The sequence below is a fragment of the Mycobacterium fragae genome (assembly GCF_002102185.1).
Classification (GTDB): Bacteria; Actinomycetota; Actinomycetes; order Mycobacteriales; family Mycobacteriaceae; genus Mycobacterium; species Mycobacterium fragae.
Genome location: NZ_LQOW01000026.1, coordinates 48714 through 62107, shown reverse-complemented (window position 1 = coordinate 62107; position 13394 = coordinate 48714). Strand labels below are relative to the sequence as shown.

The following is a 13394-nucleotide window of genomic DNA, read 5'->3' as shown; positions in this document are numbered from 1 at the left end:
GCCGGATCAGTAGCACGGCGGGCTAAAGCCAGGTGTCCTGGGTGGTCGTGGTGAGGAATGCCTCGAGGTCGTCGCGCCACTGCGCCGGCGTGGTCTTGTCGGGTTCGATGCCGGTGTAGTCGCCGCGATAGAACAGCAGCGGCCGCGGCTTGATCATCGGAACCTCCGACAGCGATTTCACCGCACCGAACACCACGAAGTGGTCGCCGCCGTCATGCACCGAGGCGACCGTGCAGTCGATGTAGGCCAGTGACCCGTCGATGACGGGTGACCCCAACGGCGATGGGCTCCAGTCGATTCCGGCGAACTTGTCCTGCTCCTTGGAGCCGAATCGCGCCGAAATGTCCTTCTGGTTCTCGGTCAGCACGTTGACGCAGAATTTCCCGCTGGCCTCGATGGACTTCCACGAGCGTGACACCTTGGTCGGGCAGAACAGCACCAGCGGCGGCTCCAGTGACAGCGCGGCGAACGACTGACACGCAAAGCCGACCGGGACGTCGTCGTGCACGGTGGTGATGATCGTGATCCCGGTGCAGAACTGACCCAGCACGTTGCGGAACGTGCGTGCATCAATCGGCGCCGCGGTCACTGTCCCTGGGCACCTACCGTGAAGTCGTGGCCCCACAGGCTCACCGCTGTGCTCTCCCGGGCGATCCAGTCGTTATCGTCGACTTGCCTGCCCTCACAACCGAATTCGACATCAAAGCCGCCCGGCGTCTTCATGTAGAACGACAGCATGAGGTCGTTGACGTGCCGGCCCAACGTCGCCGACATCGGCACCTTGCGGCGCAGCGCGCGGTCCAGGCAGAGCCCGACGTCGTCGGAGTTCTCCACCTCGACCATCAGATGCACGATGCCGCTCGGGGTGGGCATCGGCAGGAACGCCAGGCTGTGGTGGCGGGGGTTGCAGCCGAAGAACCGCAGCCAGGCCGGGGCCCCGTCGGCAGGACGACCGACGAGTTGCGGCGGCATCCGCATGGAGTCGCGCAGTTTGAAGCCGAGCACGTCGCGGTAGAAGTGCAGGGCTTCGGCGTCGTCGCGGGTGGACAGCACGACATGCCCCAGGCCTTGCTCGCCGGTGACGAACTTGTGCCCGTAGGGGCTGACGACCCGGCGGTGCTCCAACGCGGCGCCATGAAAGACCTCTAAGCAGTTACCCGACGGATCCTGGAATTGGATCATCTCGTCGACCCGCCGATCTGCCAGTTCGGCGGCGGTGGCTTCTTTGTACGGCGTGCCCTCAACGTCGAGCCGGTTCCGGATCTCTTGCAGGCCTTCGGCGTTCGCGCATTCCCAGCCGGCTGTCGAGAGCCGGTCGTGCTCACCGGGCACGATCACCAGCCGGGCCGGGAAGTCGTCCATCCGCAGATACAGCGCGCCCTCGCATGCTCCGCTGCCCTCGACCATGCCGAGGACTTTCAGGCCGTACTCCCGCCAGGCCGCCACGTCGGTTGCCTCGATGCGCAGATAACCCAGTGACCGGATACTCATCACGCACCTCCCAGGAAATCGATGGTCAGCCTGTTGAACTCGTCGAACTTCTCCACCTGCGCCCAGTGTCCACACTGCCCGAAAACGTGCAGTTGCACACGCGGAATGGTCTTCAATGCCACCAGCGCACCGTCCAACGGGTTGACCCGGTCCTCACGGCCCCAGATCAGCAGCACCGGCTGGCGCAGCCGGTACACCTCGCGCCACATCATGCCGGCCTCGAAGTCGGCTCCGGCGAACGACTTTCCCATCGCGATCGTCGCGGCCAGAGATTCCGGTGTGCTGGCCAGTTCGAAACGCTGATCCACCAACTCCGGAGTGATGAGCTTGCGGTCATGGACCATGACCTTCAAGAACGCCTCGAGGTTATCGCGCGTGGGCTCAAAAGCGAACTTGTTCAGCCGTTTGACCCCCTCGGTGGGGTCGGGGGAGAACAGGTTGACACTGAGCCCGCCGGGGCCCATCAGCACCAGCCGTCCGGCACGGTCGGGGTAGTCGAGTGCGAACCGGACCGCGGTTCCGCCACCCAGCGAGTTGCCGACCACCGGAGCGCGCTCGATGCCGAGATGGTCAAACAGGCCCTTGAGAGCCGCTGCGGCATAACGGTTGAACTGTCCATGCTCGGCGCGCTTGTCGGAGTGGCCGTAGCCGGGCTGGTCGACAGCCAGGACATGAAAGCGCTGCGCCAGCACGGCGATATTGCGGGAGAAGTTTGTCCAGCTCGATGCGCCGGGACCGCCGCCGTGCAGCAGTATCACCGTCTGGTCGTTGCCGACGCCCGCCTCGTGGTAGTGCAGCTTCAGCGGGCCGTCTACGTCGACTTCCGCATAGCGCGAGGTCGACTCGAAGGTCAGCTCCTCAGTCGTGGTCATCAGACCATGGTGTCGCCGGGCGGCAACCCGAACTCGTGGTTCCCGAAGATGACGTACGCACGCTCCGGATCGTTGGCCGCGTGCACCCGGCCGGCGTGTGCGTCGCGCCAGAACCGCTGAATGGGGGCCGTATTGGCCAGCGCAGTGGCGCCGGACGCCTCGAAGAGCCGGTCGACCGAACCGATCGCGCGGCCAGTCGCGCGTACCTGGTCACGGCGGGCGCGGGCGCGCAGCTCGAACGGAATCTCCTTGCCGGCGGCCAGCAACGCGTATTCGTCACCGACGTTGCCGATCAGCTGCCGCCACGCCGCGTCGATGTCGCTGGCCGCCTCGGCGATCCGGACCTTGGCGAACGGGTCGTCCTTGGCCTTCTCGCCGGCGAACGCCGCGCGGATCCGCTTGCCTTGATGTTCGACGTGCGCCTCGTACGCGCCGTACGCCATCCCCACGATCGGCGCGGTGATTGTGGTGGGATGCATTGTGCCCCAAGGCATCTTGTACACGGGCGCGGTGTTGGTCTGCAGCCCGCCGGCGGTGTGGTCATTCATCGCCTTGTAGGACAGGAACCGGTGTCGGGGCACGAAGACGTTCTTGACGTGAAGCGTGTTGCTGCCGGTTCCGCGCAGCCCGACGACGTGCCACACGTCCTCGATCTCGTACTCGCTGCGCGGGATCAAAAAGCTGCCGAAGTCCACGGGTCGACCGTCCTTGATCACCGGACCGCCGACAAAGGTCCAGGTGGCGTGGTCGCAACCCGACGACCAGTTCCACGAGCCGTTGACGCGGTAGCCGCCGTCGACCACTTCCCCGGCACCCATCGGTGCATACGACGACGAGATGCGTACGTTGGTGTCCTCGCCCCAGACCTCCTCCTGGGCCTGCTGGTCGAACAATGCCAGGTGCCAGTTGTGGACGCCGACGATTGAGCCGACCCAGCCGGTGGACCCGCAGGCACTGGCCAGGCGGCGAGCCGCCTCGTAGAACAGCGTGGGGTCGCATTCCAGCCCATCCCACTGCTTGGGCTGCAGCAACCGGAAGAAACCGATCTCCTGAAGCTCGCTGACGGTGGCGTCCGGCAACCGGCGCAGGTCCTCGGTCTCCTGAGCCCGCTGCCGCAGCTTGGGCAGCAGCTCCTCTATGCCGTCTAAGACCGACTGGGCGTCACGTTGTTCAATGGACGTCACTGCGTTGCCTCCCGGGAGTGCCGACTTACCACAGAGACTAGAACACGTTCCGATTTGTGTCGAGCAGGGTATTCCTGCGGCTGGTAGCGATAGGTGGCGTCTTTTCTGTAACCTGTTCTAGTTATGACGGAAGGTGGGGCTCCGTGGTGATGGACGCCGTCGCGGACGAGCCGCTTGGCAGCCACGTCCTGGAGCTGGAGATCGCCGACGTCGTCGCTGAGACCGACGACGCGCGCTCGCTGGTGTTCGCGGTGCCCGAAGGGGCCGACATCCCGGCCGAACGGCTGCGCTATGCCCCGGGCCAGTTCCTCACCCTGCGCGTCCCCAGCGACCGCACCGGATCGGTGGCGCGTTGCTATTCGCTGTGCAGCTCCCCGTTCACCGACGACGCGCTGACCGTCACCGTCAAGCGGGACGGCCGCGGGTACGCGTCGAACTGGCTGTGCGACCATGCCCACCCCGGGATGCGGATCCACGTGCTCGCCCCGTCGGGCAACTTCGTGCCCAAGACGCTCGACGACGATTTCCTGCTGATCGCCGGCGGCAGCGGCATTACCCCGATCATCTCGATCTGCAAGTCGGCGTTGTCGGAGGGCAGCGGGCAGGTGGTACTGCTCTACGCGAACCGCGACGACCGCTCGGTGATCTTCGGCGACGCCCTGCGCGAACTGGCCGCCAAATACCCCGACCGGCTGACCGTCGTGCACTGGCTGGAGTCGCTGCAGGGGTTGCCGAGTGCCACCGCCCTGGCGCAACTGGTCTCCCCCTACACCGACCGGCAGGCCTTCATCTGCGGGCCCGGCCCCTTCATGGAGGCCGCGAGGGAAGCTCTCGACACGCTGAAAGTGCCTGCGGCCCAAGTACATCTCGAGGTGTTCAAGTCGCTGGAGAGCGATCCGTTCGCCGCGGCGAAAGTCGAGGACGAGGGTGACGAGCCGCCGGCCACCGCGGTGGTCGAGCTCGACGGCCAGACGCACACGGTGTCATGGCCGCGCGGCGCCAAGCTGCTCGACGTGCTGTTGGACGCAGGCCTGGATGCGCCGTTCTCCTGCCGGGAAGGCCATTGCGGAGCGTGCGCCTGCAGCCTGCGCCGCGGAAAGGTGAACATGGAGGTCAACGACGTCCTGGAGCAGCAGGACCTCGACGACGGTCTCATCCTGGCCTGCCAGTCCCGGCCGGAAACCGATTCGGTCGAAGTCACTTACGACGAATAGCCGCGAGGGTTAGGTTCTGGTGATGATCAAGCGGGTGACGACCGGATTGGCAGGCGTCGTGCTCGTGCTGGCACTGGCGCCGACGTCGTCGGCGGCGAGCAATACCGCCACCACGCTGTTTCCCGTCGATGAGGGGACCCAGCTGGAGACGCACAACACGCTCGATTGCCATGCCGGGACGGGCAGCTGCGACTTCACCGTCGGAGCCGACTTGCGCACGCCGGACGGGGTGACCGGGTTTCCGCCCGGACTATGGGCTCGCCAGTCCACCGAAATCCGATCGACAAATCGGTTGGCCTACCTCGACGCCCATGCCACCGGCCAGTACGAGCGGGTGATGAAACAAGGCGGCACGGACGTCATCACCACCATCTACATGGGCGAGGGGCCGCCGGAGAAGTACCAGACGAGCGGCCGGATCGATTCGACCGACTGGCACACCGGGCAACCGAAGACCGACGTGAATGTCATTGTCTGCACGCACATTCAGGTGGTCTATCCCGGCGTCAACCTGACCTCGCCCAGTACCTGCGCGCAGACGACGTTCGCCTGAGTGCCGAATCTTCTGCGACACGCCTGACGCGATCACGGATGGCGCACGTGCGAACACGCAAAGGAGAGGTCATGGCTACCGCCGCTACGCTGACCAGCGACCAGACTTTGGAAGCCCAAGTGGCTGGACCCGCGGGGGCGAATCGTCTCTTCGTCACGACGGGATTGGCGCTATTCAGCCTCATCGCTGCCACCCCGGCAGCAGGAGTCGCCGAGACACGACAGGGGACGTTTTTCGTCAACGTGGGTCCGCAACTAACCGTCCAACAATTTCGCCAGGCCATTGCGACGGCATCGCTGTCCGGGTTGTCCACAAATGGCGACGTCAAGTTGAACTCATGGCAGATCACGGGCGTGGAAGCCGGATTCGATGAAGAGGCCGGAAGGGTGCGGGTCGAATTTGACGCTCTGGTGAGCGTGGACAGCGCCGCAGCCGGCAGCGAGACCACGGTCTTCGGCGTCGGCATTCAGGTGACAATTCTCGCCGCGATCTAGTTGCGCTGCACCGAGTAAGTGCGTGTTGGCGCTCAGTGCTGGGGGCGGTCTCCTCCGTACGGGACAGGCGGCACAATCTCGAACCGTTATTAGTCGGCCGGCTCGTCAGCGTCGAGCCATCCGGAAGACCGCCGGAAGCACTGGGATCCGTCGGAAGTCTCCTCTTCATTTCGTGGAGTGGGCAATTGGAGTCGACTCAGAAATCCGATCTCAACTCCAAGTATCCGCTTACCGTATATTCGCCGTACAAATAAGCGCCTATACCTGCAAATCTGCTTTCAGACGTCATCTTCAGTCCATCTGTCCCGGAACCAAGACCGAGGACGTCCTCAGTCGGCCAACTGGACTTCGCCGTACCGCGCTCGAGCACAATGACCTGCCTCATCGAGTCAGCCTATCGCGCCACTGCTGCATTGAAATTGCGTCCAGGGTCGCTATTCAACGAAAATCACGACCATGGCGGCAATCTCGCGGAGGATAGTCAGCGCGGCAGACCGAGTAGGCGCTCGGCGGCCAGAGTGAGCAGAATCTGCTCGGTGCCCCCGGCGATGGTCAGGCAGCGGGTGTTGAGGAAGTCGTGCACCGACTTGTCCTCGACGACGCCGGCCCCGTCGGTCAGATCCATCCGGTACTCGGCCAAGGCCTGCCGGTAACGCACCCCGATGAGTTTGCGCACACTGGATTCCGCGCCGGGGTCTTGACCGCCGACGGCGAGTTGCGCGATGCGCTGGTCGAGCAGCGAGCCGGCTTGCGCGGTAACGATCAAGCGCGCCAGCCGATCCTGTTGGGCGACATCGAGTTCCATTTCGGCCACCGCGGCCAGCAACTCCTCCATCGGATTGCCGAGCGCGGTGCCCTGCGCCATCGCGACCCGCTCGTTGGCCAGCGTGGTGCGGGCCAGCCGCCAGCCGTCGTTCACGGTGCCGACGACCATCTCGTCGGGCACGAACACGTCGTCGAGAAAGACCTCGTTGAACAACGAGGCGCCGTTGATCTCCCGCAGCGGCCGAATCATGATGCCCGGTGAGCTCATGTCGACCAGAAAGTAGGTGATGCCTTTGTGTTTCGGCGCGTCCGGATCGGTGCGAGCCAGGCATACGCCCCACTGCGCCTTGTGTGCCGAGGATGTCCACACCTTCTGCCCGGTCAGCTTCCAGCCGCCGTCGGCTCGCACCGCCTTGGTGCGCAGCGACGCCAGATCCGAGCCTGCTCCCGGCTCGGAAAACAGCTGGCACCAAAAGATTTCGCCGCGCAGGGTGGCCGGCACGAAGCGCTCCACTTGTTCGGGCGTGCCGTGCTCGAGGATGGTCGGCGCGGCCCACCACCCGATCACCAGGTCGGGGCGGTCCACACCGGCAGCCGACATCTCCTGGTCGATCAGCAGCTGCTCGGCCGGTCCGGCGCCGCGACCATACGGCGCCGGCCAGTGCGGCGCCAAGAGCCTCGCCTCGGCCAGCGCCGCCTGGCGCTTGTCCTCCGGCAACGCCGCGACATCGGCCACGGCTGCGGCGATCTGCGGCCGCAGGTCTGCGACTTCGCTCAGGTCGATGGAGAGGCGCCGACGCACACCCGCCTGGGTCAACTCGGCGGTGCGGCGCAGCCAGCGCGCCGAGCCGCCGAGGAACTGCCCGATGCCATAAGCCCGACGCAGGTAGAGGTGTGCGTCGTGCTCCCAGGTGATGCCGATGCCGCCTAGCACCTGGATGCAGTCCTTGACGTTGGCCTTGACCACGTCGATGCCGATGCCTGCTGCGATGGCCGCGGCGATCGACAACTGCTGATGATCCGGATCGGCGGCGGCGTGGGCAGCATCGGCGGCGGCCACCGCCACCTGCTCGGCACGGCAGAGCATTTCGGCGCAGATGTGCTTGATCGCCTGGAAGCTGCCGATCGGCTTGCCGAACTGCTCGCGCACCTTGGCGTATGCGACGGCGGTATCCAGCGCCCACCGGGCGATTCCAGCGGCTTCGGCAGCGAGCACGGTCGCGGCCAGGTCTCGCACCCGATCCGGCGATGCGTCGAGCACAGTGGCGGGCGCCGACGTCAGCACTACCCGCGCCAGCGGCCGGGAAAAGTCGGTGGCGCCCAGCGGTTCGATCACGACCTCGTCGGCGGAGGCGTCGACGATCAGCCAGCTGCCGTCCGCCGGTACCAACAGCAGGCCCTCCTTGTCGGCGCCCAGCACCCACGGCAGGCTGCCCGACGCCAGCGAGGCGGCGGAATCGAACTCCAGCTCGCCGTGCAGCGCCGCCCCGGCGATGCGCTCACCCGACGCCAGCGCGGCGCGCAGTCGCGGGTCGGTCACCACCAGGGTGGCCAGCGCTGTGGTCGCGACGGGTCCCGGCACCAGCGCTTTGGCAGCCTCATCGACCATCGCGCACAGATCCTCGATGCTGCCGCCGGCGCCGCCGCAGTCCTCGGGCACCGCGACGCCGAAGAGCCCCAGATCGGCCAGACCGTCGAAAACCGGCCGCCACGCCTCGGGCTTGCCCTGCTCGATGTCGCGGATAGCGGCGGTTGGTGCTGCGCCGGCAGCCCAATCGCGCACCAGCTCACGTGCCGCGAACTGTTCGTCGGTGATGGTGGCTGGCACGTTAAGGCTCCTCGGTTGACTAGAACGTGTTCTAATAGTGCCAGCGATCGACCGTCAAGTCGAACGCCATCGCAGCAGGACACCTCGGTGTCCCGGCCGCACGGAGGTGGGAAATTCGCGCTCGGCATGCGTATCGTTTCGAGCGGGAACGAAGAAGAAGGAGCTGCCCGTCACATGTCCCCCCAACTATCGGGGCCAGCGAACGCCAACTCGGGCCGCTCTTCGGACGCGCAGCCCCGTGAGGTCATGAACGTGGCGGTACTTGCCGAATCCGAGCTCGGCTCCGAAGCGCAACGGGAGCGTCGCAAACGCATCCTGGACGCGACGATGGCCATCGCCTCCAAGGGCGGCTACGAGGCAGTCCAGATGCGCGCCGTGGCCGACCGCGCGAATGTGGCGGTGGGCACGCTCTATCGGTATTTCCCCTCGAAGGTGCATCTGCTGGTCTCGGCGCTGGGCCGGGAGTTCGAGCGCATCGACGCCAAGACCGACCGGTCCACACTGACCGGCGCAACGCCCTACGAGCGGCTGAACTTCATGGTCAGCAAGCTCAACCGGGCGATGCAGCGCAACCCGCTGCTGACCGAGGCCATGACCCGTGCATACGTCTTCGCCGACGCGTCCGCCGCGGGCGAGGTCGATCACGTCGAGAAGCTCATCGACTCGATGTTCGCTCGCGCCATGGCCGACGGCGAACCGACCGAGCACCAGTACCACATCGCCCGGGTGATCTCGGACGTGTGGACGAACAACCTGTTGGCGTGGCTCACCCGAAGAGCGTCGGCCACCGACGTCAGCAAGCGACTGGACCTCGCGGTGCGGCTGCTGATCGGCAACGGGGAGAGCCAAGCGACCTGAGCGGTCAAGCCGGGGGCCCGGCGGTGCGCCCGCGGATCAGCTCGGTCTCGAACACCTCGACTTCTGGGTGGATGTTGCCGGCGTGCAACAACTCGCCGGCGCGGCGGCCCTTCTGCAGACTCGGCTGCGTCACCGTGGTCAGCCCACGGCCGATCGCTTCGGGCACGCCGTCGAACCCGGTGACCGTCATCTGACCCGGGACGTACTTGCCGCGGCCGCGCAGGTAATCCATGGCCGACAACGCCAGCACGTCCGCAGTGCACATCAGCGCAGTGATCCGCGGGTTGGCCTGCAGCGCGATTTCTGCGGCCTGCCCGCCCGATGCCGGGGTGTGCTCGGAGCTTTCCACCACGGTCAACGATTCCGGGTCGGCGCCGACCGCGGCCATCGCATCGCGGATCCCGGCTACGCGTTCGCTTTGCACCTGAAACGTCGATGACGCCAGCCGTTTGCGGTCAACCAGACCCTGCCGACGGTCGCGACGCAGCCGCATCGTGAGCACCCCGATCTCGCGGTGACCCAGGCCGAGCACGTAGTCGGCGAGCGTGCGCATCGCCGCTTTGTCGTCGATGCCGACCCGGGATGCGCCGGGAACGTCTTTGGGTTGGTCGACCACCACCACCGGCAGGCGCCGTTGCAGCACGACCTGCAGATACGGATCGTCGCCGGCCACCGAGTACACCACGAAGCCGTCGACCCCTGCCGCAAGCACCGAAGCGGCCCCGTCCGCGACGCTGCGGCTCGGGCCGACCGCCACCAGCATGAGCCCCTGACCGAGCTCTTCGCACGACTGTGCCAGTCCCGCAACGAAATCCAGCGCCGCCGGGTCACGAAAAGAATAGGTGAGCGGTTCGGTGATCACCAGACCGACCGCACCGGCCTTGCGGGTGCGCAGCGATCGCGCCACCGGGTCGGGTCCGGGGTAGCCCATCCGTTTGGCCGTGGCAAGCACTCGTTCCCGCAGCTCCGCCGAGAGCTGATCCGGCCGGTTGTAGGCATTGGAGATGGTTGTGCGCGAAACCTTGAGCTCAGCCGCCAACGATGCCAGAGTCGCCCGCCGCCGTGGCGTGGGACTCCTAGACATGCTCTGTGACGCTACAGCGCCTACTGTGACAGCGTGGCGTCCATCTCAACCGGAATCGACCTCAACGCGGACCTGGGCGAGGGCTTCGGCGTCTGGCAACTCGGTGATGACGAGGCCATGCTCGGCATCGTCACCAGCGCCAACGTCGCGTGCGGTTTCCACGCCGGCGACCCCGCCGGCCTGCTGCGGGTGTGCCGGATGGCCGCCGAGCGCGGTGTGCGCATCGGCGCACAGGTCAGCTATCGCGACCTGGCCGGGTTTGGCCGACGCTTCATCGACGTCGCGCCCGAGGACCTGCTCGCCGATGTCATCTATCAGATTGGCGCAATGCAGGGGCTCGCCCGCGCCGCCGGCTCCACCGTCTCCTACGTCAAACCCCATGGCGCCCTGTACAACACGATCGTGACCAACCGTGAGCAGGCCGCCGCCGTCGCGGAGGCGGTACGCATGGTGGACACCACGTTGCCGGTGCTGGGCCTGGCGGGTTCGGTGTTTTTCGACGAGGCGCGCCGGCGGCGCTTGCGCACCGTGGCGGAGGCATTCGCCGACCGCGCCTACCGCCCGGACGGCCAGCTGGTCTCGCGGCGGGAGCCGGGCGCGGTGCTGCACGATCCGTCGGCCATCGCCGAACGGGTGGTGGCGATGGTGACCACCGGCCGCATCGCAGCGGTCGACGGTTCAGCGGTCGCGGTGCAAGCGGAATCGGTTTGCGTGCATGGCGATTCGCCGGGCGCGGTGCAGATCGCATCGGCGGTGCGGGATCGGCTCAAGGCCGATGGCATCGACGTGAAGGCGTTCTGCTGATGCGGGCGCGGCCCGGGCGTCCGGACATCACTCGGCATTCGCACCGGTTCACCGTCCCGGCCGCCAAACCCGCTGCGCCACTGGCCGTGACGTGGATCGGCGTATCGACGTTGCTGCTCGACGACGGCTCTTCGGCGTTGATGACCGACGGCTACTTCTCGCGGCCCTCCCTGAAGCGGGTGGCGTTGGGCAAGGTGGCGCCGTCGGCCGCACGGGTGGACGAGTGCCTGGCCCGCGCCAACGTGACACGTCTGGAGGCGGTCATCCCTGTCCACACGCACATCGATCACGCGTTGGATTCCGCGCTGGTCGCCGACCGCACCAGCGCACAACTGGTCGGGGGCGAATCGGCGGCCAACGTCGGCCGGGGCTACGGCCTTGCCGAAGACCGGTTGGTGGTCGCCGTCCCGGGAGAGCCAATTGTGTTGGGCGCCTTCGAGGTGACGCTGATCGAGTCGCACCACTGCCCACCCGATCGGTTTCCCGGCGAGATCACCGCGCCGGTGGTACCGCCGGTCAGGGCGTCGGCTTACCGGTGCGGGGATGCGTGGTCGACGCTGGTGCATCACAGGCCGACGGGCCGGCGGATGTTGATCCAGGGCAGCGCCGGCTTCGTTAAGGGGGCGCTGGCCGGCCAGCGCGCCGAGGTCGTCTATCTCGGCGTGGGCCAGCTCGGGCTTCAGCCCGAGCAGTACCTCGTCGACTACTGGTCGGAGACGGTGCGCACAGTCGGTGCGCGCCGTGTGGTGTTGATCCATTGGGACGACTTCTTCCAGCCGCTGTCAAAGCCGTTGCGCGCGTTGCCCTATGCGGGAGACGACTTGGATGTCTCGATCGGCGTCCTGGGCAAGCTGGCCGAGCAGGACGGCATCGCCCTGGATATGCCGACGGTGTGGCGTCGCGAAGACCCTTGGGGCTAAGGGACTTTTTGCTTCGGCGCCGCGACGCCAACGCTCGTCGCCACCGTTTCGGGCATCGCGATCAGGTACATGGCGAAGCCTGCACCGGCGATCGCTCCGAGTGACATGAACGCCACTCCGTAACCGGCGGCGACCACGGTCGCGCCTGCGACGAAGTTCGACACCGCAGCGCCGACGCCCCACGCTGTGGTTATCGCCCCCAGACTGACGTTGAACCGGCCAGTGCCGTGCGTGACATCTTGGACCACCAACGGGAACAACGCCCCGAATATGCCGGCGCCGATCCCGTCGAGCAACTGCACACCGACAAGCCAGTACGGGTTGTCCCATAACGGGTACAGGAAGGCACGAACGGTCAAGACGGCGAATCCGACCAAGAAGATCGGCTTTCGTCCCCACGCGTCGGCGTTGGCGCCGACGAGGTAGGCCACCGGCACCATGACGACCTGCGCGGCGACGATGCATGCAGACATCAACGCCGTGCCGACATCCTTGTCGTGCAGCGCTAACTGCTGGCCGACCAGCGGCAGCATGGCCGCGTTGGCCAAGTGGAAGGTAAAGACCACCGCGGCGAAGATCAACAGTCTGCGGTTGTGCAGCAGCACGGCGAATCCCGACGGCTGCCTGTGCGGCTCCCCGATCGTCCTGTCCATTCCGCGCGCGACGTCATGGTCGATCGCATCATGCGGTACTCGCAGCGTGGCCACGACGCTCAGCACAGCCATCGCGGCCAGCAGCCAAAAGACCACTATCGGACCGAGGAAGTAGGCGAGGCTGCCGGCGATGGCGGCGGTCGCGGCGGTGCCGGCATGCCTGAAGGATTCATTGCGTCCGACGCGTCTGGAGAACAGCCGCGGCCCGACAATGCCCAGCGTGATCGCCGCTAACGCCGGATTGAAAATCGAGCCGGCGATCCCGGTGGCCGCTTGCAGGAACGAGATAGTAAAGAAGCCGGGCAGCAGCGGCATCGCCAATGCGCATGTGGCGACGGCAATCGCACCGCCGATGACCAGAGCGCGTTTGGCGGTCGTCTTGTCGACCAGCGCGCCGACAGGCGTCTGCGCGACGACCCCGGCGATGCCCCCGACCGCCATGACGAACCCGATCGAGGCCTGGTCCCAATGGTGGGTCAGCAGAAGGTAGATGGACAGGTACGGGCCCAAGCCATCACGGACATCGGCCAACGAGAACGACAGCAGATCCAGCGCGTGCACCGTTCGTCGCGGAAGCTCGTCGACAGCACCCGACTTCGGCATGGGCAGGTACGTTAACCGATGTCGCCCGTCCGTGCCTGCCGGCCGACGTGGCGGCCGCCTAAGAACCAGCG

At 66.4% G+C, this 13394-nt stretch carries 13 protein-coding genes; 6 read left to right on the top strand and 7 right to left on the bottom strand.

All coding sequences use genetic code 11. The features are described from left to right. Positions 1–22: 22 nt before the first annotated feature. The 4 genes from hsaB to hsaA are packed head-to-tail and all read right to left on the bottom strand — an operon-like array spanning position 23 to position 3547. Positions 23–589: a 3-hydroxy-9,10-secoandrosta-1,3,5(10)-triene-9,17-dione monooxygenase reductase subunit gene (hsaB, locus tag AWC06_RS14665; RefSeq protein ID WP_085198726.1), complete on the bottom strand. Its 567-nt coding sequence runs from the start codon at positions 587–589 to the stop codon at positions 23–25. Next, positions 586–1491 (bottom strand): iron-dependent extradiol dioxygenase HsaC, encoded by a 906-nt coding sequence (hsaC, locus tag AWC06_RS14660; protein WP_085198725.1) that lies wholly within the window; start codon positions 1489–1491, stop codon positions 586–588. The genes hsaB and hsaC overlap by 4 nt, the downstream gene beginning before the upstream one ends. Beyond that, positions 1491–2363 carry a 4,5:9,10-diseco-3-hydroxy-5,9,17-trioxoandrosta-1(10),2-diene-4-oate hydrolase gene (hsaD, locus tag AWC06_RS14655; RefSeq protein WP_085198724.1) on the bottom strand — a complete coding sequence of 291 codons (873 nt, stop codon included), beginning with the start codon at positions 2361–2363 and terminating at the stop codon, positions 1491–1493. The genes hsaC and hsaD overlap by 1 nt, the downstream gene beginning before the upstream one ends. Continuing rightward, positions 2363–3547 (bottom strand): 3-hydroxy-9,10-secoandrosta-1,3,5(10)-triene-9,17-dione monooxygenase oxygenase subunit, encoded by a 1185-nt coding sequence (gene hsaA / locus AWC06_RS14650; protein ID WP_085198723.1) that lies wholly within the window; start codon positions 3545–3547, stop codon positions 2363–2365. Before hsaA ends, hsaD begins: the two co-directional genes overlap by 1 nt. Positions 3548–3696: 149 nt before the next feature. Between hsaA and AWC06_RS14645 the strand changes: the two genes are divergently transcribed. The 3 genes from AWC06_RS14645 (at position 3697) to AWC06_RS14635 (ending at position 5808) form a co-directional block, all read left to right on the top strand. Further along, positions 3697–4761 (top strand): ferredoxin--NADP reductase, encoded by a 1065-nt coding sequence (locus AWC06_RS14645; protein ID WP_085198722.1) that lies wholly within the window; start codon positions 3697–3699, stop codon positions 4759–4761. Between the two features lie 22 nt (positions 4762–4783). After that, positions 4784–5314, top strand: a complete 531-nt coding sequence (locus AWC06_RS14640) for a hypothetical protein (RefSeq protein WP_139820072.1) — start codon at positions 4784–4786, stop codon at positions 5312–5314. A gap of 71 nt (positions 5315–5385) precedes the next feature. Further along, a complete protein-coding gene (locus tag AWC06_RS14635) occupies positions 5386–5808 on the top strand; it encodes a hypothetical protein (RefSeq protein ID WP_139820071.1) in 423 nt (140 codons plus the stop codon). Between the two features lie 481 nt (positions 5809–6289). On the opposite strand, the gene AWC06_RS14630 is transcribed toward AWC06_RS14635, so the two are convergent. Continuing rightward, complete coding sequence (locus AWC06_RS14630; RefSeq protein WP_085198720.1) at positions 6290–8401, bottom strand: acyl-CoA dehydrogenase family protein; 2112 nt, start codon at positions 8399–8401, stop codon at positions 6290–6292. 252 nt (positions 8402–8653) lie between these two features. On the opposite strand from AWC06_RS14630, the gene kstR reads away from it, so the two are divergent. After that, complete coding sequence (kstR, locus tag AWC06_RS14625) at positions 8654–9259, top strand: cholesterol catabolism transcriptional regulator KstR (RefSeq protein ID WP_169715359.1); 606 nt, start codon at positions 8654–8656, stop codon at positions 9257–9259. A gap of 4 nt (positions 9260–9263) precedes the next feature. Here the strand turns inward: kstR and AWC06_RS14620 are convergent, their stop codons facing one another. Continuing rightward, positions 9264–10343 (bottom strand): Rv3575c family transcriptional regulator, encoded by a 1080-nt coding sequence (locus AWC06_RS14620; RefSeq protein WP_085198718.1) that lies wholly within the window; start codon positions 10341–10343, stop codon positions 9264–9266. Between the two features lie 42 nt (positions 10344–10385). Between AWC06_RS14620 and AWC06_RS14615 the strand changes: the two genes are divergently transcribed. Then, complete coding sequence (locus AWC06_RS14615; protein ID WP_085199017.1) at positions 10386–11147, top strand: LamB/YcsF family protein; 762 nt, start codon at positions 10386–10388, stop codon at positions 11145–11147. Continuing rightward, positions 11147–12067, top strand: a complete 921-nt coding sequence (locus AWC06_RS14610; protein ID WP_085198717.1) for an MBL fold metallo-hydrolase — start codon at positions 11147–11149, stop codon at positions 12065–12067. The genes AWC06_RS14615 and AWC06_RS14610 overlap by 1 nt, the downstream gene beginning before the upstream one ends. Here the strand turns inward: AWC06_RS14610 and AWC06_RS14605 are convergent. Next, a complete protein-coding gene (locus AWC06_RS14605) occupies positions 12064–13323 on the bottom strand; it encodes an MFS transporter (RefSeq protein WP_085198716.1) in 1260 nt (419 codons plus the stop codon). The genes AWC06_RS14610 and AWC06_RS14605 overlap by 4 nt on opposite strands. Positions 13324–13394 lie beyond the last annotated feature (71 nt).